We start from the raw sequence: 25,279 nt of genomic DNA, 5'->3' as shown, positions 1-25,279 counted from the left end.
CGCAGATGCACTGCAAGGTGGGAGGGGCTTTAGCCGCGACGCTCTTATCCTAAAGCGTCTCCGTAGCCGGTGCGCACAGCGCAGCCTACGAGCGGCGACTCAGAACTTCTCCCCGCGCAGCACCTCCACCTGCGCCAGGTAGCAGACCATGGCGAAATGGTCGTAGTAGCGCGCCTGCAGGTGTTCGGCGATGCGCTCGGCCAGCTCGCGGCCGCAGATGATTTCCAGGCGGATATTGCCCTCGGTGTCCCAATCGGCGCTGCGCACGCCGCGGTGCCCGCGGCCGCGGGCGTCGGAGAGGGTCCAGCCGGGGGCGCCGAGCGCCTCCAGGTCGGCCAGCAGCTTCTTCTCCAGCGCCGCCTCGCAGATCACGGTGAGCAGGGTACGGCTATGTGCGTTCATCTCAGAATCCCCAGGCGATCAATAGCTCGGCCAGCGCCAGGTACAGCGGGATGCCGAGCAGGATATTGAAAGGGAAGGTTATCCCCAGCGAAGCGGTCAGCGACAGCGAGGGATTGGCCTCCGGCAGCGCCAGGCGCATGGCCGCCGGCACCGCGATATAGGAGGCCGAGGCGGCCAGGGTGGCGAGCATCGCCGTGCCGCCCAGGCTCAAGCCCATGAAGCGCGCCAGCAGGGCGCCGATCAGCGCGCCGAGCAGCGGCATCAGCAGGGCGAAGGCGGCCAGGCGCAGGCCGAACTGCTTTAGCGCACCGAGCTGACCGGAGGCGATCAGGCCCATCTCCAGCAGGAAGAACGCCAGCACCGGCTTGAACATGCTGGTGTACAGCGGCTCCAGCGGCTTGATCGCCTCCTTGCCGGCGATGGCGCCGATCACCAGGCCGCCGAGTAGCAGCATGATGCTCTTGCCGAGGAAGATCTCGCGGCCCAGCTCGCCCCAGTGGGTCTCGCGGGAGATGCCCTTGGCCAGGACGATACCGACCAGGATCGCGGGAATCTCCAGGATGGCCACGAACAGCGGCATATAGCTCTCGAACGCGACGCCCTTGGCCAGCAGATAGGCCACCACCACGGCGAAGGTACCGGCGCTGACCGAGCCGTAGTGCGCAGCCACCGCGGCGGCGTTGATGCGGTCGAAGCGCAGGCCGCGCAGCAGGACGAAGGCGAGCAACGGCAACAGCACGCCGAGCGCCAGCACCAGCGCCGACTGGCCGAGCAGCTGCAGGCTGGCCTGCTCGGCCAGCTCCACGCCGCCGTGCAGGCCGATGGCCAGCAGAAGAATGATCGACAGCGTCTCGTACAGCGCCGCCGGCAGCTTCAGCTCGCTCTTGAGCAGACCGGCGACCAGGCCGAAGACGAAGAACAGCACCACCGGGTCCAGAGCCACTTGAGCTCACCTCCTAGATCGGGTGAAACGAAGGAAAAGGCCATGCCCCGGCACAGGGCGGTGCTGATCGCCCTGCTTTGCCTCGCCACCGGGCGACGCACCGGGACATGACCGGAAAGCGTAGGCGCGCCGGCACGCGCGCGATCAAAAAAAGGGAGCCTTGCGGCCCCCGGGACAACACGCGCGCGCCGTCGCGCCGAAATAAAAAAGGAGCCCGGGCGATCCCATCAAACTTGCCCATTCAACAGGCCGGGCTCCATGAGGTTAACCTTCGATTTCCACCAGCACCTCGCCCGGGTTGACTCGGTCGCCCTTGGCCACGTGCACCGCCTTGACCGTGCCGGCGATCGGCGCCTGCACCTCGGTCTCCATCTTCATCGCTTCGGTGATCAGCACCGCCTGGCCGGCCTTGACCGCGTCGCCGACCTTGACCAGCACGTCGACGATGTTGCCCGGCATGGTGGTGGACACGTCGCCCGGCGCGCTGGCCTGCTTGCGCTTGCCGCCGGTGCCGGCGACGAAGTCGTTGAGCGGCTCGAACACCACCTCTTCCGGCATGCCGTCGATGGACAGGTAGAAGTGACGCTTGCCGTCACCCTTGACGCCGACGCCGGTGATGTCGACGCGGTAGCTCTCGCCGTGCACGTCCACCACGAACTCGGTGGGCACGCCCTCGCCGCCCACCGGCGCCGCGCCGCCGGCCTGCGGCAGCGGCAGCAGGACCTCGGGCTTGAGGGTGCCGGCGGCACGCTCCTCGAGGAACTTGCGGCCGATGTCGGGGAACATGGCGAAGGTCAGCACGTCCTCCTCGCACTTGGCCAGGCTACCGATCTCCTCGCGCAGCTTGGCCATCTCAGGCTTGAGCAGGTCGGCCGGGCGCACGTCGATGACTTCTTCGTTACCGATGGCGCGCTTGCGCAGCTCGTCATTGACCTTGCCCGGCGCCTTGCCGTAGCGGCCCTGCAGGTACAGCTTCACCTCGTTGGTGATGGTCTTGTAGCGCTCGCCGGCGAGCACGTTGAAGAAGGCCTGGGTGCCGACGATCTGCGAGGTCGGGGTGACCAGCGGCGGGTAGCCGAGGTCGGCACGCACCCGCGGAATCTCCTCCAGCACCTCGCCCATGCGATTGAGCGCGCCCTGTTCCTTCAACTGGTTGGCCAGGTTGGAAATCATCCCGCCCGGCACCTGATTGACCTGCACGCGGGTGTCGACGCCGGTGAACTCGCTCTCGAACTGGTGGTACTTCTTGCGCACGGCGTGGAAATACAGGCCGATCTCCTGGATCAATTCCAGATCCAGGCCGGTGTCGTAGGGCGTGCCACGCAGCGCTGCGACCATCGACTCGGTACCCGGGTGGCTGGTGCCCCAGGCCATGCTGGAGATGGCGGTGTCGATGCGGTCGGCGCCGTTCTCCACGGCCTTGAGCTGGCACATGCTGGCCACGCCGGCGGTATCGTGCGAGTGCACCACCACCTCCAGCGGCAGGGCGTCTTTCAGCGCCTTGACCAGATCGCCGGTAGCGTAGGGGGTGAGCAGGCCGGCCATGTCCTTGATGGCGATGGAATCCACGCCCATGGCGGCCATCTGCTTGGCCTGCTCGACGAAGGCGTCGATGGTGTGCACCGGGCTGGTGGTGTAGGCGATGGTGCCCTGGGCGTGCTTGCCGGCGGCCTTCACCGCCTCGATGGACACGCGCAGGTTACGCACGTCGTTCATCGCGTCGAAGATGCGGAACACATCGATGCCGTTGACCGCGGCCTTGGCGACGAAGGCGCGCACCACGTCATCGCTGTAGTGCCGGTAGCCGAGCAGGTTCTGCCCGCGCAGGAGCATCTGCAGGCGGGTGTTGGGCAGCGCCGCCTTGAGCTGGCGCAGGCGCTCCCAGGGGTCTTCCTTGAGGAAGCGCACGCAGGCGTCGAAGGTGGCGCCGCCCCAGACTTCCAGCGACCAGTAGCCGACGCGGTCGAGCTTGTCGCAGATCGGCAGCATGTCCTCGGTGCGCATGCGGGTGGCCAGCAGCGACTGGTGGGCGTCGCGCAGGATGGTATCGGTGATCGAGATCTTTTTGCTCATGTTCTGAATCCTTCCCCTACAGGCCGGCGTGGGCCGCGATGGCGGTGGCGATGGCGATGGCCAGGTGCGACGGGTTGCGCTTGATCGAATACTGGGTCAGCTCCGGATGGCTCTCGACGAAGCTGGTGTTGAACTCGGCGCTGCGGAACTCCGGGTTGCGCAGGATTTCCTGGTAATAGGGCGCGGTGGTGCGCACGCCCTGCACGCGCATGTCGTCCAGCGCACGCAGGCCGCGGTCCATCGCCTCTTCCCAGGTCAGCGCCCAGACGACCAGCTTCAGGCACATCGAGTCGTAGTAAGGCGGAATGGTGTAGCCGGTGTAGATCGCCGTGTCGGTGCGCACGCCGGGGCCGCCGGGGGCGTAGTAGCGGGTGATCTTGCCGAAGCTGGGCAGGAAGTTGTTCTTCGGGTCCTCGGCGTTGATGCGAAACTGCAGGGCAAAGCCGCGGTGGATGATGTCGTCCTGCTTGACCGACAGCGGCAAGCCGCTGGCGATGCGAATCTGCTCGCGAACGATGTCGATGCCGGTGATTTCCTCGGTGATGGTGTGCTCCACCTGCACCCGGGTGTTCATCTCCATGAAGTACACCTCGCCCTCGGCGAGCAGGAACTCCACAGTGCCGGCGTTCTCGTAGCCCACCGCCTGCGCCGCGCGCACCGCCAGGTCGCCGATGTAGGCGCGCTGCTCGGGGGTCAGCTGCGGGCTGGGGGCGATCTCGATCAGCTTCTGGTTACGGCGCTGGATCGAGCAGTCGCGCTCGTACAGGTGCACGGTGTTGCCGAGGCTGTCGGCGAGGATCTGCGCCTCGATATGCTTGGGATTGACGATGCACTTTTCCAGGAAGACTTCGGCGCTGCCGAAGGCCTTGGTGGCCTCGGAGATCACCCGCGGGTAGGCCTGCTCCAGCTCCTCGCGCGAGTTGCAGCGGCGAATGCCGCGGCCGCCGCCGCCGGAGGTGGCCTTGAGCATCACCGGGTAGCCGATGCGCTCGGCTTCGCGCAGCGCCTCGGCGAGATCGGCGACGTTGCCCTCGGTGCCCGGGGTGACCGGCACGCCGGCCTTGATCATGCTGCGCCGCGCCTCGGTCTTGTCGCCCATGCGGCGAATCACTTCGGCGGAGGGGCCGATGAACTTGACCCCGCGCTCGGCGCAGATCTCCGCCAGCTCGGCGTTCTCGGAGAGGAAACCGTAGCCCGGATGAAGGGCGTCGCAGCCGGTCTCCACCGCCAGGTTGACCAGCTTGCGCGGGTTCAGGTAGCCGGCCAGCGGGTCGTCGCCGACACTGTGCGCCTCGTCCGCGCGCTTGACGTGCAGCGCGTGGCGGTCGGCCTCGGAATAGATGGCCACCGAGCGAATGCCCATTTCGGCGCAGGCGCGCACGATGCGGACGGCAATCTCACCACGGTTGGCGATCAGGATTTTCTTGATCACGGTTGGAATCCTCAGCGCAGAGCTGTCAGGGTCGCGGCGGCCAATACGGCGAACGCCCAGTTACCCTAGCTGGCTGTACGAATTAACCAAAATCAATAATTATTTGATCAGACATAAGTAATTACTTATGCATTGATCCAGCGAGGAGCAAAGCGTGCGTAAAACCCTGCTGCGCATGACCCTGCGCCAACTCCAGGTGTTCCGTGCCGTGTGCGACCACGGCTCGTACAGCCGCGCCGCCGACGAGATGGCGCTGACCCAGCCGGCGGTGAGCCTGCAGATTCGCCAGTTGGAGGAGCTGGTCGGCCAGCCGCTGTTCGAATACGTCGGCAAGAAGCTCTACCTGACCGAGGCGGCCGAGGCGCTCAAGCGCGCCGGCAGCGACATCTTCGGCCGCCTGGAGAGCCTGGACATGCAGCTGTCGGACCTGCAGGGCTCGCTGCAGGGGCAGCTCAACCTGTGCGTGGAATCCAGCGCCAAGTACTTCATTCCCCACCTTTTCGCCGCTTTTCGCCGCCAGTACCCCGAAGTCAGCCTGAACCTCACGGTGGTCAACCATGCCCTGGCGGTACGCCGCCTGAGCCTGAGCCGCGACGACCTGCTGATCATGAGCCAGGTGCCGCAGGACATGGCGCTGGATTTTCTGCCGTTTCTCAACAACCCCATCATCGCAGTAGCGCCGCCGGATCATCCGCTCTGCGCACGAGACGACCTCCAGCTGCAGGACCTCACCGCCTATCCGCTGCTGATCCGCGAAAGCGGCTCGGGCACCCGCCGCGCCTGCGAGGAATACTGCCACCAGAAGCGCGCGCACTTTCCCCAGACCCTGGAGATCGGCTCGCTGGACGCCCAGCGCGAGGCGGTGATCGCCGGCCTCGGCCTGGCCCTGCTGCCGCGCCACGCGGTGCATCTGGAATTGCGCCACGGCCTGCTGCGCGAGCTGGCGGTGGCCGAACTGCCGCTGTACCGCAGCTGGTGCGCGGTGAACAACCGCGGCCGGCGCCTGTCGCCGGTGGCCCAGGCCTTTCTCGACTTTATCCGCAGCGAGCGCGCCGCCATCGGCCAGCTGGCCGAGCGCTTTCAGCTCGGAGCGGCAGGATCGGGCAATGATCCAGCAGGATCGGCCTAACCCTTCGTAACTGGCCTGCGCGACATTGGCAGCCTGGGCGGCGCGCCCCTGCGCCCCGCCGAACCTGCCTGGGAGAGAAGCCAATGCTGTCGGGAACCAGCGCCCTGCTCGGCGCCATCGCCGCCGTCGAGCGCGACGGCGGCCAGGCCGTGCTCGCCACGGTGGTCAAGGTCGAGGGCTCGGCCTACCGCCGCCCCGGTGCACGCATGCTGATTCCGCTCTACGGCGGCACGGTCGGTACCATCAGCGGCGGCTGCCTGGAGTCCGAGGTGGCGAAGAAGGCCTGGTGGCTGACCGACGGCGGCGAGCCGGTGATCCGCCGCTACAGCACCGCCACCCAGGACGATGACGACGACCAGGACGCCGCGTTGACCTTCGGCCTCGGCTGCAACGGCACCGTGCACGTGCTGCTCGAGCGCCACAGCGGCGAAAGACCCTTGGCGCTGCTCGGCCTGCTGCGCCGGGTGCGCGAAAGCGGCCAGGCCGGCGCCGTGGCCACGGTGATCGCCAGCTACCGCAACGCCCGCGTCAGGGTTGGCGAGCGCCTGTTGCTGCATCCGGCTCACGCCGACAGCGCGCGCCTGCTCGATCCGGCGCTGGACGCCCGAGTGCGCGCCGATCTGGCCGAGACCCTGGCTCGAGGCCGCTCCTCGCTGCACAGCTACCGCGATGCGCGCGGCGAGATCGAGGTGTTCTGCGAATACCTGGCGCCGCAACGGCGTCTGGTGATCTTCGGCGCCGGCCACGATGCGCAGCCGCTGGTGCATATGGCCAAGCTGCTGGACTGGCAAGTCACGGTGATCGACGGCCGCGCCCATTTCGCCCGCGCCGAGCGCTTTGCCGAGGCCGATGCGGTGCTGCAGGTCGACACCGGCTCGCCCTACGCCCTGCACCATCTGACCGACGGCGCGCTGGTGGCGGTGATGAGCCACAGCTACAGCCAGGACCGCCACTGGCTGGGCGCTGTGTTGCAGGGCGCGCCGGTCTATATCGGTCAGCTAGGGCCGCGCGAGCGCACCGAACGCCTGCTGGAAGAAATTCGCCAGCACACCAGGCGTCTGCCGGCGCTGGAGCGTCTGCACTACCCCATCGGCCTGGATATCGGCGGCGACACCCCGGAAAGCGTGGCCACGGCGATCCTCGCCGAAATGACCGCAGCGCTGAACCAGCGCGATGGCGGCATGCTCAAGCATCGCCAGGCGGCGATCCATGTGCCGACGCCGCAAGACGCCAGCGAGCTCGAAACGGCGACCAGGCTGAACGCATCCTGAGCCGCCATCAAACAGGTGGACAAGCTTCGCGTCGTCCACCCGACACGCTCTTGCCTCCCACCACACCCTAGCCCGGATGCAATCCGGGAAAAACAGCCTCCATAAACACGAACGCCCGGGATTACCCCGGGCGTTCGTGTTTCCAGTATCGGACGTCAGGCCTTGATCTGCGCCGGCAACGGCAGCTGGCGCAGGCGCACGCCGGTGGCGGCGAACAGCGCGTTGGCCAGCGCCGGCGCCAGCGGCGGCACGCCCGGCTCGCCGACGCCGGTCGGGTTCTCCGCCGACGGCAGGATATGCACCTCGACCCTGGGCATCTCGTTCATCCGCAGCACCTGGAAGTCGTGGAAGTTCGACTGCTCCACGCGTCCCTCCTTCAGGGTGATCGCGCCATGCAACGCCGCCGCCAGGCCGAAGCCGATGCCGCCCTCCATCTGCGCGCGGATCACGTCCGGGTTGATGGCGATGCCGCAATCCACCGCGCAGACCACGCGATCGAGCTTGTAGCTGCCGTCGGCCTTGACCGTCACCTCGACGACCTGGGCGACGAAGGAGCCGAACGACTCGTGCACGGCGATACCGCGCCCGCGCTTCTCACCCTCGGCACCAGCAGCCAGCGGCTGGTCCCAGCCGGCCTGTTTGGCGGCCAGTTCCAGCACGCCACGATGCCGCGGCTGGCTGTCCAGCAGCGCATGACGGAAGGCGTAGGGGTCCTGGCCGGCGGCCACGGCGGCCTCGTCGATCATGGTTTCGGCGACGTAACCGGTGTGGGTATGGCCCACCGAGCGCCACCACAGCACCGGCACCTTGATATTGCTCGGCGTGCTCAGCTCCACCTGCAGGTTGGGCACGCTGTAGGCCAGATTGGACAGCCCTTCCACCGAAGTGTGGTCGATCCCCTCCTTGACCAGGAACGACTCCATCGAGGTGCCGGCAATGATCGACTGACCGACGATGCGGTTGTGCCAGGCCTGCAGCTTGCCGGCCTGATCCAGGCCGATGCGCACGCGGTGCAGGTACAGCGGCCGGTAGTAGCCAGCGCGGGTGTCGTCCTCGCGGGTCCAGACCATCTTCACCGGCGCCTCGACGCCCTGGGCGCGCGCCGCCTTGGCGATGGCCACCGCCTCCAGCAGATAGTCCGACACCGAACTGGCGCGGCGGCCGAAGCTGCCGCCGGCATACAGCTGGGTCAGCGACACCTGCTCCGGCGCCAGGCCCAGGTAACCGCCGATGATGGCCTGGTCGACGGTCTGGAACTGCTCGCCGTTCCAGATCTCGCAGCGCTCGGCAGACAGCTTCACCAGGCAGTTCATCGGTTCCATCGCCGCATGCGCCAGGTAGGGGAACTCGTACTCGGCCTCGAGGGTTTTCGCCGCCGCGGTCAGCGCGGCGTCGGCATCGCCCTTGCGCGTGGCCGGCAGCCCCGGCTGGCCGGCGGCTTCGCGATACTGGGCAAAGATTTCCGCGCTGCCGAGGGTGAAGGCCTGGCTCTCGTCCCAGTCGATCAGCAGGGCGTCGCGGCCCTGGCGCGCGGCCCAGGTATTCTTCGCCAACACCGCCACGCCGGCGCGGCCGTGGGGCAGGTCGCGAAACTCCACCACCGCGACCACGTCGCGCACGGCCTTGGCCTTGCTGCTGTCCACGGTCCGCGGCACGCCGCCGAAACGCGGCGGGTAGGCGACCATGGCCACCAGCATGCCGGGCAGCTTGAAGTCCTGGGTGAAGATCGCGCTGCCGTCGGTCTTGTCCAGGCTGTCCTTGCGCCGCAGTTCGCGCTTGCCGATCAGCTTGAAGTCCTTGGCATCCTTGAGCTGCACCTGCTCGGGCACCGGCAGCTGCGCGGCAGCCTCGACCAGCTCGCCGAAACCGGCGCTGCGGCCGGAGCCGGCGTGGCTGACTACGCCCTGGCTGACGCCGATCTCGCCGGCCGGCACGCCCCAGCGCTGCGCCGCGGCGGCCACCAGCATGGCCTTGGCGACGGCGCCGGCGTTACGCATCTGCTCCCAGGAGTTGGCCATGGCGGTGCTGCCGCCGGTGCCCTGCATCGCCCCGAAGGCGAGGTTGTTGTAGCGCTTGGCGTCGGCCGGCGCGCCTTCGACGCGCACCTGGTTCCAGTCGGCGTCCAGCTCTTCGGCGAGCAGCGTGGCCAGGCCGGTGTAGCTGCCCTGGCCCATCTCCAGGTGTTTGGCCAGCACGGTCACCGTGCCGTCGAGGTCAATGCGCACGAAGGCGTTCGGCTCCAGCGGGCTACCTGCCGCCAGCGCCTCCATACCGCGCAGCAGCGGCGCGAAGAAGATGCCCAGAGCCAGGCCGCCGGCGCCCTTGAGCAGGCTGCGCCGGCTGAGATTGAGGATGCCGCGGGCGGCGCTATCGGGGATTTCGATCTTGCCCATGCTGCGTCTCTCCTCAGGCCAGTTGCTTGGCGGCGTCGTGAATGGCGGCGCGAATCCGCACATAGGTGGCGCAGCGGCAGATATTGCCGCTCATGGCCGCGTCGATATCGGCGTCGCTCGGCGCCTTGTTGCCGCTGAGCAGCGCCGTGGCGGCCATGATCTGCCCGGACTGGCAGTAGCCGCACTGCACCACGTCGAGCCGGCGCCAGGCGTCCTGCACCACCTTACCCACGGCGTCTTCGCCGACCGCCTCGATGGTGGTGATGCGCTTGCCCACCAGCGCCGATACCGGGGTCACGCAGGAGCGGGTCGGCTGCCCCTCCACGTTCACCGTGCAGGCGCCGCACAGCGCCATGCCGCAGCCGTATTTGGTGCCGGTGAGATTGGCGACGTCGCGCAAGGCCCACAGCAGCGGCATGTCGTCGGCCATGTCGAGCTCATGGTCTTGGCCATTGAGGTTCAGGGTAATCATGGTTTGCCACCTTTTTCAGGCCGGTCTTGGATAGCCGGCGCCAGGGCCGACAGGTCACGCTGGCCCGCGTGCGTCATGCGCAGCGGGGCAGAGCATCACTCTAGAGGGGCGCGCGGGCGCTGTCGTCGGCCCGCGCGCAGATCGGCAGAACCGGGCAATAAGTCCGCAGGATCGGGCAACCCTGGCGGGCCGGCCCGGCGAGCGCCGGGCGCAGGCGGGGTTCAGGCGGCGTTGCGCTGGGCGCCGGCCAGCAGGTAGCCGGCGGGGATCAGGTCGGGATAGTCGGCCAGTTCGCGCTGCAGCTGGCACTGCTCGGCGTAGGCCTCGATGGCCCGGCGATAGGCCATGCGGCGCTGGTCCTGGAGTTTGCGGCGGGTCTTGGCGTCAGGCTTGGCCTGCAGTGGCGCGTCATCGAAGATACGAGGCATCTCGGTTCTCCCGGAACGAGGACTGGAGCCTTCAGCATCCTCCGGGCAGATGACGCTTTGACGGCGCCCACATGAACAGCCGGTGAAACCGGCTGCGCTCAGTCCTCGACGTTGCGCAGCGACTTCGGCGACAGGCGCAGGCTGCGCAGGCTGCGCTTGACGCTCTTGAGGTGGTTGACCAGGCTCGGCCCGCGCGCCATGGCCACGCCCATGGCCAGCACGTCGATCACCACCAGGTGGGCGATGCGCGAGGTCAGCGGGGTGTAGATCTCGGTGTCTTCCTGCACGTCGATGGCCAGGTTGACCGTGGCCAGGTCGGCCAGCGGGGTCTGGCTCGGGCACAGGGTGATCAGCGTGGCGCCGGACTCGCGCACCAGGTTGGCGGTGATCAACAGGTCCTTGGAACGCCCCGACTGCGAGATGCAGATGGCCACGTCGGATGGCTTGAGGGTCACCGCGCTCATCGCCTGCATATGCGGGTCGGAGTAGGCGGCGGCGGTCAGCAGCAGGCGAAAGAACTTGTGCTGGGCATCGGCGGCCACCGCGCCGGACGCGCCGAAACCGTAAAACTCCACGCGCTGCGCCTGGGCGCAGGCGGCGATGGCACGCTGCAGCGCCTCGGGGTCGAGCTTCTCGCGCACCTCCATCAGGGTGTGCAGGGTGGTGTCGAAGATCTTCAGGCTGAAGTCGGCGACCGAGTCGTCCTCGTGGATGGCGAACTGGCCGAAGCTGGCGCCGGCGGCCAGGCTTTGCGCCAGCTTCAGCTTGAGGTCCTGGAAGCCGCTGCAGCCGATGGCGCGGCAGAAACGCACGATGGTCGGCTCGCTGATGCCGACGCTATGGGCCAGCTCGGCCATGGAGCTGTGCATCACCGAAGCGGGGTCGAGCAGGACGTGGTCGGCCACCTTGAGCTCGGACTTGCGCAGCAGGTGGCGCGACTGGGCGATGTGTTGCAACAGATTCACGGATTCGGCTCTATGAAGAAAAGGGTCAAGCGCGGCGCTCGACCGGACATGGCTCGGTTATGATCGGTGGCCGGCGGTTGTAGTGGCCTTGTAGTTATACTACATGGCTCGCAGCCGCGCACAGGTTAAACCGAGTCGGAGTCCTCTCTTGAGCATCCCCTGCGACATGCTGGTTTTCGGCGGCACCGGCGATCTGGCCCTGCACAAACTGCTGCCCGCGCTCTATCACCTGCACCGCGAAGGGCGTCTGCACGCCGGCATGCGCATCCTCGCCCTGGCCCGCAGCAGCCACAGCCGCGAGGCCTACCAGGCCCTGGCCGAGCGCCGCTGCCGGGCTCAGGTGGCACGCGCCGACTTCGATGCCGGCACCTGGGCCAGCTTCGCCGCGCGCCTCGACTACTTCGCCATGGACGCCGCGCAGAGCGCCGACTTCGGCCGCCTGAGCAAACGCCTGGGGCGCGACGACGAGCGCGTGCGGGTCTACTACCTGGCCACCGCGCCGGACCTGTTCGAGGACATCGCCGCGCACCTGGCCAACGCCGGCCTGGCCGGCCCCAAGGCGCGCATCGTGCTGGAAAAACCCATCGGCCATTCGCTGGACTCGGCACGGGCGATCAACGCCGCCATCGGCGCGGTGTTCGACGAGGCGCGGGTGTTTCGCATCGATCACTACCTGGGCAAGGAAACCGTGCAGAACCTGATGGCGCTGCGCTTCGCCAACGCCCTGTTCGAGCCGGTGTGGCGCGCCGGGCATATCGACCACGTGCAGATCAGCGTGTGCGAAACCCTCGGCGTGGAAAACCGCGGCGCCTACTACGACCATGCCGGCGCCATGCGCGACATGATCCAGAACCACCTGCTGCAGCTGCTCTGCCTGGTGGCCATGGAGGCACCGGTGCGCTTCGACGCCGAGGCGGTGCGCAACGAGAAGGTGAAGATTCTCGAGGCGCTCAAGCCGATCAGCGGCCTCGACGTGCAGGACAAGACTGTGCGCGGCCAGTACACCGCCGGCAAGATCGGCGGGCACGACGTGCCGGCCTACTACTTCGAGAAGAACGTCGACAACGACAGCGACACCGAAACCTTCGTCGCCGTGCAGGTGGAAATCGACAACTGGCGCTGGGCCGGCGTGCCCTTCTACCTGCGCACCGGCAAGCGCCTGGCGAAGAAAACCTCGGAAATCCTCATCCAGTTCAAGCCGGTGCCGCATCGCCTGTTCCACGAGGGCCAGGCCAACCAGCTGCTGATCCGCCTGCAGCCCGAGGAGCGCATCAGCCTGCAGCTGATGGCCAAGAACCCCGGCAAGGGCATGCACCTCAAACCCGTGGAACTGGACCTCAACCTGGCCGACGCCTTCAGCCAGCAGCGCCGCTGGGACGCCTACGAGCGCCTGCTGCTGGACGTGATCGAAGGCGACTCGACGCTATTCATGCGCCGCGACGAGGTGGAGGCCGCCTGGCAGTGGGTCGACCCCATCCTGCAGGGCTGGCATCAGCACTACCAGAGCCCGCGTCCCTACCCGGCCGGCAGCGACGGCCCGGAGCAGCTGCAGCACCTGCTGGAGCGCCATGGCCGGCACTGGGCCGAGTGAGCGACCTGGCAGCTTCTTGCGCAGACCGCTGTGGATAACCCTCCGCCGGGCCGGGCCCAGCCCAGCGACCATGGGCCCTGCAGCAGGCTGCGCAACAAGCTGCACAGCACTGCGCAACTTGTTGCGCAACCAGACGTGACGCAGCGCTCACAATGACCGAAAACAGCAACTCGGTCATATCAACTAATTGATTTTATTGAAATTAAATTACCTGGCACGCCGCTCGCTATGAGCCTGACTCCCGGATCGATCACGATCCATGACCCAGGCAAGGAGAGCACTCATGCCAACACCCGCGTATCTGTCCCTCGAAGGCACCAAACAAGGTCTGATCACCGCTGGTACCTTCACCGAGGACTCGGTCGGCAATATTTTCCAGGAAGGTCATGAAGACCAGATTCTGGTGCAAGCCTACAACCACCAGGTCATCATCCCGCGCGACCCGCAGTCCGGCCAACCGACCGGCCAGCGCGTGCACAAGCCGCTGATGATCACCAAGGTCTTCGACAAGTCCTCGCCGCTGATCTTCAACGCCCTGACCTCCGGCGAGCGTCTGAACAAGTGCCGTCTGGAGTGGTACCGCACCTCCTCCACCGGTACCCAGGAGCACTACTTCACCATCGAACTGGAAGACGCGGTGATCGTCGACGTGCAGTCGCGCATGCCGAACTGCCAGGACCCGAACATGGCGCACTTCACCCACCTGGAAGACGTCTACTTCACCTACCGCAAGATCGTCTGGACCCACGAAGTCTCCGGCACTTCCGGCTCCGACGACTGGCGTACCCCGATCTCCGCCTAAGCCGGGATCGCGTCCGCGTCACCGCAGCGGCCAGGCATCGTCCTGGCCGCTGCGTTTCGGCAGGCTGCCTGCCGAAAACCTCGACCGTTGCCAGCGCGCGGCGGCCGATTCGGTTACAACCTGGAGCGCGCCGCGCGCCCATCATGGAATGATCGAGAGGAACAACGAATGTTCGCCCAGGCCAACCAGACCCATTTCAGCCTCAGCATCGACGGTGTCGAACACGACCTGCAGGTGCTCGAGTTCAAAGGGTGCGAGGCGATCAGCCAGCCTTACGCCTTCGACGTGGAACTGATCGGCGAACGCCCCGACCTCGATCTGGAGAGCCTGCTGCACCAGCGCGCCTTCCTCGCCTTCAGCCCCAATGGAGACGGCATCCACGGCCTGATCCACCGCATCGCCCAGGGCGAATCCGGCAAGCGCATGACGCGCTACCGCCTGACCCTGGTGCCGCAATTGGCCTACCTGGCGCACCGCACCAACCAGCGCATCTTCCAGCACCTGACGGTGGAGCAGATCATCGGCCAGGTGCTGGAGGAACACGGCATCCAGGCTGACGCCTACCAGTTCCAGCTCGGCTCGCTCTACCCCGAGCGTGAATACTGCGTGCAGTACGACGAGAGCGACCTGCACTTCGTCCAGCGCCTGTGCGAGGAAGAAGGCATCCACTACCACTTCCAGCACAGCAGCGAAGGCCATGTACTGTGCTTCGGCGACGACCAGACCGTGTTCCCGCGCCTGGCACCGCTGGCCTACCAGCAGGACAGCGGCCTGGTGGCCGACGACCCGGTGATCAAGCATTTCGGCGTGCGCGTGGAAACCCGCACCAGCCAGGTCACCCGCCGCGACTACGACTTCGAGAAACCGCGCCTGCAGCTGGAAGCCAAGGCCGACGGCGATGCCCAACCCAAGCTGGAAGACTACGACTACCCGGGCCGCTATACCGACCGCGAACGCGGCAAGCACCTGGCCAAGCGCGCCTTGGAGCGCCACCGCCACGACTTCGAACTGGCCCAGGGCGACGGCGACTCGCCGACCCTGGTCAGCGGCCACTTCCTCGACCTGGAAGGCCATCCGCGCGAGGCGTGGAACCAGCTCTGGCTGCTCACCGAAGTGCTGCACGAAGGCAAGCAGCCGCAGGTGCTGGAAGAGTCGGTGACCAGCGACACCCAGCCTGCCGACGGCTTCACCCAGGGCTACCGCAACCGCTTCACCGCCACGCCCTGGAACGTGCCCTACCGTCCCCAGTTGGCCCACCCCAAGCCGCGCATACTCGGCAGCCAGAGCGCCGTGGTCACGGGACCTGTCGGCGAGGAAATCCACTGCGACGAATATGGTCGAGTGAAGGTGCAATTCTTCTGGGATCGCGAAGGCCAAGCGGACGAGAAAACCAGCTGCTGGCTGCGGGTCAGCTCCAGCTGGGCCGGTGATCGCTACGGCGCCATCACCATCCCGCGTATCGGCATGGAAGTGCTGGTCACCTTCCTCGAAGGCGACCCCGACCAGCCCCTGGTCACCGGTTGCCTGTACCACGCCGAACATGTGGTGCCCTACGACCTGCCAGCGAACAAGACCCGCAGCATATTCAAGACCCTGAGCAGCCCCGGCGGCGGTGGCTACAACGAACTGCGCATCGAGGATCGCAAGGGCGCCGAGCAGATCTACCTCCACGCCCAGCGCGACTGGGACGAGAACATCGAGCACGACCAGAAGATACGCGTCGGCAACGAACGCCACGACATCGTCGAGGCCAATGCCTACAGCCACTTCAAGGCCGAAGAACACCGCACCACCCACGCCGACCGCAAGACCGAGATCAAGGCCAACGACCACCTCACCGTCGACGACAGCCAGCACATCAAGCTGGGCAACGGCCAGTTCATCCAGGCCGGCAGCGAGATCCACCTATCCAGCGGGCTCAAGGTGGTGTTGGAGGCAGGCAGCGAACTGACCCTCAAGGGCGGCGGCAGCTTTATCAAACTCGACGGCGGCGGCATCACCCTGGTCGGCCCGGTGATAAAGATCAACTCCGGAGGCGCACCGGGCAGCGGCTCGGGGGCGGCGCCGATACTGCCGGGGGCGGCGAAGCCGGCGGATGCGGATAAAGCCGGTATGGTCACCAGCAACTACCGCGACCAGGCCCTAGCCGGACACCTGCTGCCTGCCTCTGGTTGCGAGTTCGACGCCAGCGGGAAATGCATGATCCACAATCACGGATGAGCGACATGGCGAACCCGATCCCCTCCCCGTTCGAGCAGGCACCGGATACACACCTTCGCTGCGTGATCCTCGAAGCTACCGCCGACCCGGATATGCCAAGGTGGCTTTATCAGCTAGCGCCAGAGGGCACGCCACAATGGGCGCCGCTTTTTCTGGATACGCCCTATCGGGCCCTGAGCGAGCAGGGCCCAGCGCTGGTGATCAGCTCGACAGACGATCCGTGGAGCGAGTACGCCCACGCCCTGCTGGCCCAAAGCGACGCGGGCTGCCTGCTCTATCTGGATGACCTGCAACACTGGAATGCCGCGGTTACACATTGCCAAAGCCTGCTTTGCGTCCGCACGGAAGAGCGCCCCGACCAGTTGATGCGCTTCTTCGAACCACGCTGGATCGAGCCGCTTCTGGAAACCCTGAGCGCTGGAGAGCGGCAGGCATTCTTTGGCCCGTTTTCCGGGTTGGCCTGGCGCAACGAACTGGGCTGGCGCTACGCCTCTCGCCCACAACCGTGGGACGGCAGGCTGCAACAGCCCGGCTGGCTATGGTTGGGTCAACAACGACAGCGAGAGATGGAGAAGGCGCGACTACGGCTGATCGCCGCACAGATGGCCGATGACTACGCCGCGGTGATCGAAGCCTCGCCTCCCGAAGACTTCGTGCAACAACAGTTGCTTGCTGCCTACGACATCGGCATTACCCAGAAAGCCCAATACGAACGCTGGCTGCGACTGACCCTGAGCCATGGCACGGGATTCTGGAAATCAGAGCCTGCACGAACAGTCCTGGCGCGCCAGGATCTGACGACAGGCGCAAAACTGGATGAACTGGAAAGCCTTTCGGGCTAGGGACAAGGACATGTCGAGCGGCAAGACTTACATCGTGCAACGCGGCGATACCCTCAGCGGAGTCGCCCAACAACACGCCACCACAATGGCTGAGCTGCAGCGAATCAATCCGATAATTCGCGACCCGAACATCATTCAGCCCGGCTGGAAGCTCAAACTCCCCGCCCAGGCTGCGGCCAATGAAACGCCCGCAGCGGCGCCCTCCGCTGGCGGGGCAAGACAGTTACCCCCTGCCCAGCACGCCAACGACCCCAGCAGCGCGCAGGCGCAGTGTGCCAGCCAATGCAACGACGAGTTGGTCGATGTGGTGCATATCACAGGCGACGCCCACTACTACGTGCTGACCGAACCACAAGCCCAGGCACTGAAGCGCGAAATCCAGCGTGTACAGGCATTGATGGACGAATTGCAGCAGAAGCTGGCCCAGGCCAAAGAACGCATCGAATGCCTGAAGGAACGCACCCAGGGCAACGCATGCGACTGCAGCCGCTGCATCAAACAGGCCTGGAACGAAAAAGCCGAACAGGCCGGCCTTCTACTGCTGTCCCCTCCTCCGCAGGAGAACGAAATCCCCCTGCTGACCTCCGCGGAAGACATCCAGGGCCAGCTGCGCACTCTGCAGGATGCGCGCAACTGGTACGCATCCTATACCCCCTGGTTCAACTCTTCTCACGCCACCGGCAACCTGATGGAAAGCAACTGGCGAGCACTGCGGCAGAAGAAGCTGGCCGAGCTGGATGCAGAGATCGTCACTCTACGTGGACGGCTATCGAGCAAGCCGGATGACAGCAGCACCCTGGGCAGCGGCACCCGCCCGGATCTGGCTCACGGAGGTGGCCGCAGCGGCGAAAGAGAACGAGGTACAAGACGCCGAAGTGGTGTCACCGTCGTCGAAGTCGTGCTGTTCAGCCAACCGGACCGACGCTATTACATCAGCACCCGCTACCACGAGCAGGTGGACTGGAAACTCAAGGTGCGCAGCACCGTACTGGCAGGCAAACCCTTCGGCAGTCAATTGGCCAAGGATTTGCTCGACGATATCCGCAAGGGAATTGGCGAAGGCCGCAAAGCCAGCCCAATCGGCGCATTGGAAGCCAAGCTGGTCGGCTGGACGAGCAAGGAAGACAACCTACTCAACGCCCTGCACAAAGAGACCAACTGGACCAGCAACCCGGATGACTCCGCCCCCTACGCCGTCTCATCGGAAGCCCATGCCCTGCGCTTTGCTGCCAGCGCCAGTGCCGGCGTGAACAACTGGAATCCAGCCCAGGGCAATATCGAAGTCGGCGCCAAGGGCAGTGCCGCGTTCTCGCTGGCGGAAGGCTCGGTTTCGCTCACCAGCTTCTTCCCCTCCCAAGGCGGCTACCCACTGCGCCTGCGCTACCGCAACGCGGAAGGGCGCGAGGTCGATTGCCCGCTGGGCGTCATACGTCTGCAAGGAAAAGTGGAGCTGTCCTGTTTCGTCGGTGCCCATGCCCAGGCCTCGGCGGGCGTCAGCGTGCGCTACAAGCCCGGCGACGAAGCCGCGGGGGGCGCCACGGCGCTGCTCGGCTCACCTCATATCGCCCCCAGCCGCGGCGGCAATATCGGCCTGAAAGGCGATGCCTTCGCCGGTGCCCAGGCAGGTGGCGCATTGAGCGGTGCACTGCAGTGGGTCGACCCTTCCGAACAGGGGCGTGGCGCCATTGTCAGCGGTCAGTCCAACGCTGGTAGCAGATGGAGCAGCCTGGCCGAAATCAAGGCCGAGGCCAGCGCGGCCTTCGGTGCCGGTATTGGTGGCGAGTTCGGTATCACCATCGCCAGCGACCGACTCGCCGTGAACTGCAAAGGCCGCCTGGTATTCGGTCCCGGGGCCAGCGGTGGCTTCTCGACCGTGGTGGATCTGGAGAAAACCTACGCACTGCTGAAGCTGGTGTGTGAAGCACTGGCTGATGTGGATTATCGATATCTGCTGGGGGTTTCTCAGGAGGCTTTTAACTATATGGCTTGGGGTTTGTATCAAGTGGCAAGCGCACCTGGTACTGCTGCAATCCAGGCGTTTGAAAATGGTGCTCAAAAGATGTCCATTTGGTGGAGGAGGCGTAGCGCCTCCATGGTCGAGGCAGAAAACCTAGCCCGCTATCTTCTGACTAATCGCGCCGTACTGATAAATGGCAAGCGCTTACCTCTAGATAAACTTCCACCGCAAACCGTCGGCCCAATGCTGTATGTGCTTAGTGAAAGCTATGTGGAAAGCTTTCAGGAATACCAAGAAAAAGCGATCGTCCTGCTACTCAGCCACCTTTATCGCCGCTGGCGTCAATTCATAGAGGCAATGGAACATTGTTCACCGAATGGCGCCAAGGTCAATGCAATGGAAAGCCTCAATCGTCTTAACCGTCTGCTCGATGGACGGCAGCAGCAGGAGTTCAATCAATTTATCGAGCAACTGGCCGTACGCGGTCTACCGGGCTCAATGGACTCCAGCCCGACTGTGATGCTGGCTTGGACACCCACAGACGCATGGCGCAAGCGCGACGTTCTGATCGCGGCAAGATCCAGTGGGCAGTTCGACGGGCTAGCCTAAAAAGCAAGGGCTCCCAATAGGGAGCCCTTGTCTCTTAAAGTTCATGGTCGAGCTGAATAGCGCAGCGGAAACTGGTTCCTGGATAATATCCGTCCTGCTCTGGCTTATCTGCCCAGCGTCGAACTGTATTCGCAGACTGCCAACCTGACTCAAAATAGTTTGACCCTCGACGAATCTTCTGGGCGCCTGTAGTTGGCCCTTGTGGATTATCAGCAGGCGAATTTCTGTAGTAATCAGGGTCATACCAGTCATTGACCCAGTCGGTGGCGTTACCAGCCATATCATATAGGCCCAGTGGATTCGGAGCGAACTGTCCAACGGGATGTATGTCGGTGTCTTCATCACGAGGAATATTACGCCCATAGTCCAGGCTTCCCGTATCCGTAGGGAATTGTACGTACTGTCCACGATTACGGGCGGCATATTCCCACTGTGCCTCAGTCGGCAAGCCCACTGGATAGCCACTGAGCTGCCCCAACCACAGACAATAGTCTTTGGCCTCTTGCCATTCTTTGGGTGGAGCAGGCTTGTTCGGATCAAATTCGCCAGCTAAATCTCTCCTATCTCGATACTCCACATCGAACAAAGGTAGTCCCTGGCTGGTACGGAATAAATCGAAATCTCCCAGCCGAGTTTGGTAACTCGCCAGGTAGTAACTACTCAAACGCACCTGATGCAGATAGTCATCGTGGAACTTGGGGGTAATCGGACACAGCTCATCCGGCTCGTAGCCATAGGGCCAGGTGCCCATATTGGTCTGATCGAAATCGCAGGGCGCGCCGAAGTCGCCCATCTCGAACTCGCCCCCTTCGATAAACACCATCTCATCCAGCGAGCGCACCACTGTAGTGAGCACCTGGCTGCGCAGCTCGGCGGATAGCTTGGCGTACTGCGAGTCGATTCGCTCGGCGATGGCCGCAACCTTCTCCGGGCTGAGCTTTTCGCTTTTCGGCAGGGGCTGCGACTGCGCCTGGCAACCCACCACCAGCAGCGGAGCGATAAGAGGAAGTATCAGTCGACGATACATGGCAACGTCCTTGTCAATCAGATCGGCGGCTTAGCCTAACAGGCCAGCCAGGGAAATTGGCTTTATCGGCAGGGCTCAGACAATACCTACCGCCAGGCGGGCAACGCCAGGTTCACGCCCGTGCTCTGTGCGCCCTGTCATACGAAGCATGGATTTGTCTCTGACGCCCTATTCGTGACCTGGTTCTAGAGGCCCCGTCGCGACCAACTCGCATGCATGAAAACCACCGTCAGCACCAGCAAACCCAACACCCCCGCCCCGATGAACAACCCCTCATACCCCAACACCTTGGCCAACACCCCGCTGCTGGCCCCGACGAAGCCGGACAGCAGCAACTGCGCCGAGGCCTGCAGGGTGAAATCGGCGCCTTCGTGTTCGGGGCGGCACATGCGCATCATGGCGGCGAACAGGGCGACGGTGGACATGCCGTCGGCCACCTGCTCGAACAGGGTCACGGCGTAGACCAGTCCGATATTGCCGCCCTGCCCCACCAGCAGTGCCAGGGCGGCGATGCCGAGAGCCTGCAGGGCACCGAACAGGATCAGCGCGCGCAGCACGCCGATGCGGGCGTAGAGCAGGCCGCCGAGCAGGGCGCCGGCGATGCCGGCCAGGCTGCTGATCAGGGTCAGTTGACCGAGCGCCGCGGTGCTCCAGCCCTGGTCCACCAGCATCGGCTTGATCATCGGCGAGCCGAGCGAGTCGCCCAGCTTGAAGGTCAGCACCACTGCCAGCCACAGCAGCATGCCGGGTTGCGCCAGCAGGCCGCGGTAGTGCTCGAGCAGCAGACGCGGGCCCAGTGCGCTTTCCGCCAATGCTGGCTGGAAGGGCAATACCCGGCGCTCGGGGAACAGCCAGATCGGCACGGTCATCAGCAGAATCAGCCCGGCCAGCAGACCAACGGCAAGGTTCCAGCCCAGCGGGTCGATCACCAGCAGCAGGCCGCTGCCGCTGACGATCATGCCGACCTTGTAGCCGCCCACCTGCAGGCTGTTGCCCAGGCCGCGCCAGCGCTCGGGCAGCAGGCGCACGGTAAGGCCGTCGGTGGCGATGTCCTGGGTGGACGCCAGCAGATTGATCGTCAGCAGCAGGCCCAGCAGCAGCCACAGGCCTGAGCCGAACAGGGTCTGCGGCGCCAACGTGGCTAACGCAGCCACGCAGAGGATCACGCCTGCCTGCAGCGGCAGAATCCAGCCGCGGTGATGGCCCAAGCGCGGTGAAGCCAGGCGGTCGATCCAGGGCGCCCAGAACACCTTGAGCAGCCAGGGCAGCGCCAGCAGTTTGAGCAGGCCGATCAGCGCCAGGTCGACGCCGTGCTGGCGCAGCAGCACCGGCAGCGAGTGGGCGATCAACCCGGACGGCAGGCCCTGCGCGCAATAGAGCGAGGCCAGCAGCACCAGCGTGGCGTTGGACGGGCGAGGTGCGGATGGCGACATGGCGGGCGCTCGCGACAAAAGCGCAAGCCTAGTGGTTAGCGACTGCGAGCGGCAACGTACGGGTGGTTACAGTTCGTAGCCCGGCTGGTCGCGGCTAAAGCCCTCCCACGCGCACCGCCGCGAGAGGGCGCTACGAATTATGAGGACCTCACCCGGAAGCAGAGCGAGACTCGTGTTACAGACTACCCAGACACTCCGTCAGGCCATTGGCCAGGTTTTCCAGGAGTTGCTCGTAGCCCGTGGCGCTCACCGGCAGCTCGCCGCCGAGCGCATCCAGCTCGGCCAGTTTCACCGGCAGGCCGGCGGTAAGGGTTTCCGCCAGGCGCGGGCGCAGCGGCGGCTCGCTGAACACGCAGCTGGGACCGGCCTGCTGCAGGCGCTGGCGCATGGCGGCGACGTGGCGGGCGCCGGGTTGCACCTCGCCGAGCACGCTGAACACGCCGGCGTGCTTGAGCCCGTAGGCGGCCTCGAAGTAGTCGTAGGCCTCGTGGAAGACGAAATAGGGCTTGTCGGCGATGCTCGCCAGCTGCGGGCGGATACGGCCATCCAGTGCATCCAGACGGGCTTCGAAGGCCTGCAGGTTGGCGGCGTAGCGCGCAGCATTGGCGGCGTCGAGATTGGCCAGGTCGGCGGCCATGCGCGCGGCGATCACCCGGGCGTTGGCCGGCAGCAGCCAGAGGTGGGCGTCGAGGCTGCCGGGGCGATGGTCGTGATCGTGACCCAGGCCGTCGTCCGCCTGATCATGGCCATGCTCGTCATGCTCGTGCTCGTGCTCGTGCTCGTGCTCGTGCTCGTGCTCAGCATGGCTGTCGCCGAAATGACGCAGGCTCAGGCCGGGCAGTTCCTGCACCGCCACGTCCGGCTTGCCGCGCCCATCCAGCACCCGCGGCAGGAAGCCTTCCATGTCCGGGCCGATCCAGTACAGCAGGTCGGCCTCGCGCACCCGGCGCACGTCGGACGGACGCAGCGCATAGTGATGCGGCGAGGCGCCGGGGGGCAGCAGCACATCGGGCACGCCGACGCCGTCCTGTACCGCCGCGGCGATCAGTTGCAGCGGCTTGATGCTGGTGAGCAGGCGCACCTCGGCCTGGGCATTGGCGACGAACAGCAGGGCAACGAGACAGAAAAGACGCGACACGGGGCATACTCGGGCGGGATTGAACGGGTAATATAATAACGTCTCCAGCCCGCGCCGTCCTTGCCCATGACCGACACGCCCCTGGCCTCGCGCCCCCACGACCACTCCCGCTGCGTCAGCCATGCCCTGGCCGAGGCCGAGTCCATCTGCGCGCGCCAGGGCCTGCGCCTGACCGCCCTGCGCAAGCGCGTGCTGGAGCTGGTGTGGGCCAGCCACAAGCCGCTCGGCGCCTACGACATCCTCGGCGTGCTGAGCGACGAGGACGGCCGCCGCGCCGCGCCACCGACCGTCTACCGGGCGCTGGATTTCCTCCTGGAAAACGGCCTGGTGCACCGCATCGCCTCGCTCAACGCCTTCGTCGGCTGCAGCCACCCGGAGCACGCGCACCAGGGTCAGTTCCTGATCTGCCGCGCCTGCCATGCCGCCATCGAGCTGGAACAGCCGGCCATCAGCCAGGCCATAGTCGAGGGCGCCGCCGGCGTCGGCTTCGCCGTCGAAGCGCAGACCGTGGAAGTGGTCGGCCTCTGCGCCGGCTGCAAGGACAAGGCATGAACGAGGCGCTGATCCGGCTGGAGCAGGTGAGCGTCAGCTTCAACGGCCAGGCGGTGCTGGAAGACGCCCATCTGAGCGTGCGCCCGGGCGAAATCGTCACCCTGATCGGCCCCAACGGCGCCGGCAAGACCACCCTGGTGCGCGTCGTCCTCGGCCTGCTGCAGGCCGAGCGCGGCAGCGTCTGGCGCAAGCCGCGCCTGCGCATCGGCTACATGCCGCAGAAGCTGCACGTCGACGCCACCCTGCCGCTGTCGGTGCTGCGTTTCCTGCGCCTGGTGCCGGGGGTCGACCGCACCCGCGCGCTGGCCGCGCTGGCCGAAGTCGGCGCCGAACAGGTGATCGACAGCCCGCTGCAGGGCATCTCCGGCGGCGAGCTGCAACGCGTGCTGCTGGCCCGCGCGCTGCTGCGCGAGCCCGAACTGCTGGTGCTGGACGAGCCGGTACAGGGCGTCGACGTCGCCGGCCAGGCCGAACTGTACCGGCTGATCTCGCGCCTGCGCGAGCGCCACGGCTGCGGCGTGCTGATGGTCTCGCACGACCTGCACCTGGTGATGAGCGCCACCGACCAGGTGGTCTGCCTGAATCGCCATGTGTGCTGCTCCGGCCACCCGGAACAGGTCAGCTTCGATCCGGCCTTTATCGAACTGTTCGGCCAGGACGCCAAGAGCCTGGCCGTCTACCACCACCATCACGACCATGACCACGACCTGCACGGCAGCGTGGTCAAGCCGGGCCTGACCATCCACGGCCCGGCCCACGTCCACGGCCCGGACTGCAAACACTGATGCCCGATTTTCTCCTCAACGCCCTGCTCGCCGGCCTGGCGCTGGCCCTGGTGGCCGGCCCGCTCGGCTCCTTCGTGGTGTGGCGGCGCATGGCCTATTTCGGCGACACCCTGTCCCACGCCGCCCTGCTCGGCGTGGCCCTCGGCCTGATGCTCGACGTCAGCCCGACCCTGGCGGTGACGGTCGGCTGCGTGCTGCTCGCCGTGCTGCTGGTGACTTTGCAGCAGCGCCAGCCGCTGGCTTCGGACACCCTGCTGGGCATCCTCGCCCATAGCACCCTGTCATTGGGGCTGGTGGTGCTGAGCTTTATGCACGAGGTGCGCATCGACCTGATGGGCTACCTGTTCGGCGACCTGCTCGCCGTCGGCCCAGCCGACCTGGCCTGGATTCTCGGCGGCAGCGCGCTGGTGCTGGTGCTGCTGGCGCTGCTGTGGCGGCCGCTGCTGGCGATCACCGTGCACGAGGAGCTGGCGCGGGTCGAGGGCCTGCCGGTGGCGGCCATCCGCCTGGCGCTGATGCTGCTGATCGCCGTGGTGATCGCCGTGGCGATGAAGATAGTAGGCGTGCTGCTGATCACCTCGCTGCTGATCATCCCCGCGGCCGCCGCCCAGCGCCACGCGCGCACCCCGGAGCAGATGGCCCTGGGCGCCAGCCTGCTTGGCCTGGTGGCGGTGTGCGCCGGGCTCAGCCTGTCCTGGTTCCAAGACACCCCGGCCGGGCCGTCCATAGTCGTCAGCGCCGCCGCACTGTTTCTCGCCAGCTTCGCCCTGCCCAAGCGCAACGCCTGATAGCGCCCTCGCCCCTGCGTAGCCCGG

At 65.9% G+C, this 25,279-nt stretch carries 21 protein-coding genes; 10 read left to right on the top strand and 11 right to left on the bottom strand.

From position 1 onward, the window contains the following. Nucleotides 1–99 precede the first annotated feature (99 nt). The 4 genes from ACW9UL_RS00560 to ACW9UL_RS00545 form a co-directional block, all read right to left on the bottom strand. Entirely contained in the window at nt 100–402 is a 303-nt protein-coding gene (locus ACW9UL_RS00560) for a P-II family nitrogen regulator (protein WP_021443749.1), read from the bottom strand. Nucleotide 403: 1 nt separating this feature from the next. Continuing rightward, entirely contained in the window at nt 404–1,345 is a 942-nt protein-coding gene (locus ACW9UL_RS00555; RefSeq protein ID WP_021443748.1) for a sodium-dependent bicarbonate transport family permease, read from the bottom strand. 264 nt (nt 1,346–1,609) lie between these two features. Then, the gene (oadA, locus tag ACW9UL_RS00550) at nt 1,610–3,418 is read right to left on the bottom strand and encodes a sodium-extruding oxaloacetate decarboxylase subunit alpha (protein WP_457788501.1); all 1,809 of its coding nucleotides are present in this window, start codon (nt 3,416–3,418) and stop codon (nt 1,610–1,612) included. 16 nt (nt 3,419–3,434) lie between these two features. Then, entirely contained in the window at nt 3,435–4,850 is a 1,416-nt protein-coding gene (locus tag ACW9UL_RS00545) for an acetyl-CoA carboxylase biotin carboxylase subunit (RefSeq protein ID WP_021443839.1), read from the bottom strand. Between the two features lie 154 nt (nt 4,851–5,004). Between ACW9UL_RS00545 and ACW9UL_RS00540 the strand changes: the two genes are divergently transcribed. Next, nucleotides 5,005–5,979, top strand: coding sequence for a LysR family transcriptional regulator (locus ACW9UL_RS00540; RefSeq protein ID WP_122110015.1), 975 nt, complete (start codon nt 5,005–5,007; stop codon nt 5,977–5,979). Between the two features lie 83 nt (nt 5,980–6,062). Continuing rightward, on the top strand, nt 6,063–7,250 hold the full coding sequence (locus tag ACW9UL_RS00535) for an XdhC family protein (protein WP_457788500.1): 1,188 nt from the start codon (nt 6,063–6,065) through the stop codon (nt 7,248–7,250). A 155-nt stretch (nt 7,251–7,405) separates the two neighbouring features. Here the strand turns inward: ACW9UL_RS00535 and ACW9UL_RS00530 are convergent, their stop codons facing one another. The 4 genes from ACW9UL_RS00530 to hexR all read right to left on the bottom strand — a co-directional run bounded on the left by ACW9UL_RS00530 (nt 7,406) and on the right by hexR (nt 11,508). After that, on the bottom strand, nt 7,406–9,643 hold the full coding sequence (locus ACW9UL_RS00530) for a xanthine dehydrogenase family protein molybdopterin-binding subunit (protein ID WP_457788499.1): 2,238 nt from the start codon (nt 9,641–9,643) through the stop codon (nt 7,406–7,408). 13 nt (nt 9,644–9,656) lie between these two features. Next, nucleotides 9,657–10,115 carry a (2Fe-2S)-binding protein gene (locus ACW9UL_RS00525; RefSeq protein WP_457788498.1) on the bottom strand — a complete coding sequence of 153 codons (459 nt, stop codon included), beginning with the start codon at nt 10,113–10,115 and terminating at the stop codon, nt 9,657–9,659. Between the two features lie 221 nt (nt 10,116–10,336). After that, on the bottom strand, nt 10,337–10,543 hold the full coding sequence (locus tag ACW9UL_RS00520; protein ID WP_021445990.1) for a PA3496 family putative envelope integrity protein: 207 nt from the start codon (nt 10,541–10,543) through the stop codon (nt 10,337–10,339). Between the two features lie 98 nt (nt 10,544–10,641). Further along, nucleotides 10,642–11,508 carry a transcriptional regulator HexR gene (hexR, locus tag ACW9UL_RS00515; protein WP_021445989.1) on the bottom strand — a complete coding sequence of 289 codons (867 nt, stop codon included), beginning with the start codon at nt 11,506–11,508 and terminating at the stop codon, nt 10,642–10,644. A gap of 103 nt (nt 11,509–11,611) precedes the next feature. Between hexR and zwf the strand changes: the two genes are divergently transcribed. The 5 genes from zwf (at nt 11,612) to ACW9UL_RS00490 (ending at nt 19,529) form a co-directional block, all read left to right on the top strand. After that, the gene (zwf, locus tag ACW9UL_RS00510) at nt 11,612–13,099 is read left to right on the top strand and encodes a glucose-6-phosphate dehydrogenase (protein WP_177342939.1); all 1,488 of its coding nucleotides are present in this window, start codon (nt 11,612–11,614) and stop codon (nt 13,097–13,099) included. A gap of 283 nt (nt 13,100–13,382) precedes the next feature. Then, on the top strand, nt 13,383–13,901 hold the full coding sequence (locus tag ACW9UL_RS00505; RefSeq protein ID WP_003241180.1) for an Hcp family type VI secretion system effector: 519 nt from the start codon (nt 13,383–13,385) through the stop codon (nt 13,899–13,901). 168 nt (nt 13,902–14,069) lie between these two features. Continuing rightward, complete coding sequence (locus tag ACW9UL_RS00500; protein WP_457788496.1) at nt 14,070–16,121, top strand: type VI secretion system Vgr family protein; 2,052 nt, start codon at nt 14,070–14,072, stop codon at nt 16,119–16,121. 5 nt (nt 16,122–16,126) lie between these two features. Next, the gene (locus ACW9UL_RS00495; RefSeq protein WP_021445986.1) at nt 16,127–16,963 is read left to right on the top strand and encodes a DUF4123 domain-containing protein; all 837 of its coding nucleotides are present in this window, start codon (nt 16,127–16,129) and stop codon (nt 16,961–16,963) included. Further along, entirely contained in the window at nt 16,938–19,529 is a 2,592-nt protein-coding gene (locus ACW9UL_RS00490; RefSeq protein ID WP_457788495.1) for a LysM peptidoglycan-binding domain-containing protein, read from the top strand. Before ACW9UL_RS00495 ends, ACW9UL_RS00490 begins: the two co-directional genes overlap by 26 nt. A gap of 34 nt (nt 19,530–19,563) precedes the next feature. On the opposite strand, the gene ACW9UL_RS00485 is transcribed toward ACW9UL_RS00490, so the two are convergent. The 3 genes from ACW9UL_RS00485 to znuA form a co-directional block, all read right to left on the bottom strand. Beyond that, on the bottom strand, nt 19,564–20,556 hold the full coding sequence (locus tag ACW9UL_RS00485) for a formylglycine-generating enzyme family protein (protein WP_457788494.1): 993 nt from the start codon (nt 20,554–20,556) through the stop codon (nt 19,564–19,566). A gap of 185 nt (nt 20,557–20,741) precedes the next feature. Continuing rightward, nucleotides 20,742–21,989 (bottom strand): MFS transporter, encoded by a 1,248-nt coding sequence (locus tag ACW9UL_RS00480; protein ID WP_457788493.1) that lies wholly within the window; start codon nt 21,987–21,989, stop codon nt 20,742–20,744. A 175-nt stretch (nt 21,990–22,164) separates the two neighbouring features. Further along, entirely contained in the window at nt 22,165–23,127 is a 963-nt protein-coding gene (gene znuA, locus ACW9UL_RS00475) for a zinc ABC transporter substrate-binding protein ZnuA (RefSeq protein WP_457788492.1), read from the bottom strand. Between the two features lie 66 nt (nt 23,128–23,193). On the opposite strand from znuA, the gene zur reads away from it, so the two are divergent. Genes zur through znuB form a run of 3 tightly spaced genes read left to right on the top strand, consistent with a single transcriptional unit; the run spans nt 23,194 to nt 25,252 of the window. Next, nucleotides 23,194–23,679, top strand: coding sequence for a zinc uptake transcriptional repressor Zur (gene zur, locus ACW9UL_RS00470; protein WP_457788491.1), 486 nt, complete (start codon nt 23,194–23,196; stop codon nt 23,677–23,679). Further along, the gene (gene znuC / locus ACW9UL_RS00465) at nt 23,676–24,464 is read left to right on the top strand and encodes a zinc ABC transporter ATP-binding protein ZnuC (RefSeq protein WP_021444555.1); all 789 of its coding nucleotides are present in this window, start codon (nt 23,676–23,678) and stop codon (nt 24,462–24,464) included. Before zur ends, znuC begins: the two co-directional genes overlap by 4 nt. Next, nucleotides 24,464–25,252 (top strand): zinc ABC transporter permease subunit ZnuB, encoded by a 789-nt coding sequence (gene znuB, locus ACW9UL_RS00460; protein ID WP_021444556.1) that lies wholly within the window; start codon nt 24,464–24,466, stop codon nt 25,250–25,252. The genes znuC and znuB overlap by 1 nt, the downstream gene beginning before the upstream one ends. The last annotated feature ends 27 nt before the right edge of the window (nt 25,253–25,279 follow it).

The organism is Pseudomonas sp. PL-6 (assembly GCF_054110165.1).
Note: the sequence above shows the minus strand (reverse complement) of the source record. Positions and strands in the feature narration are given on the sequence as shown.